Genomic DNA, 418 nt, shown 5'->3' with positions numbered 1-418 from the left:
CCCCAGATCTCCCACACCGACACATCGAACGCAAACGAATGCGCCAGAACCCACGTGTCCTCACCGGTGAAGCCGAACCAGCGCTCAGTCGCCGCGAACAACCGCAACACCTGCCGGTGCTCAACCACCACACCCTTCGGCCGACCCGTCGACCCCGACGTATAGATCACATAGGCCGCATCACCCGCCACCGGCCGTCCGGCGACCTCGGGGACCTCGGAGACATCGGAGACATCGGAGACATCGTCCACATGCAGGACCGGCACCCCGACATCCACCGTCACCGAGCCGTTGACCAGCACCACAACCGGAGCCGCATCCTCCAGCACCTGCGCAATCCGCGCCGCCGGATAACCCGGATCCACCGGCACATACGTGCCACCAGCCCGCCACACCCCCAACAACATCGCCGGCAACT

The 418-nt window shown here is 65.6% G+C and carries 1 protein-coding gene; it reads right to left on the bottom strand.

Going from position 1 to position 418, the window contains the following annotated elements; genetic code table 11:
* On the bottom strand, positions 1-418 hold a 418-nt coding region (locus E1294_RS52230), incomplete at both ends, for an AMP-binding protein (protein ID WP_132520850.1).

This window comes from Nonomuraea diastatica (genome assembly GCF_004349015.1).
Lineage (GTDB): Bacteria > Actinomycetota > Actinomycetes > Streptosporangiales > Streptosporangiaceae > Nonomuraea > Nonomuraea diastatica.
Note: the sequence above shows the minus strand (reverse complement) of the source record. Positions and strands in the feature narration are given on the sequence as shown.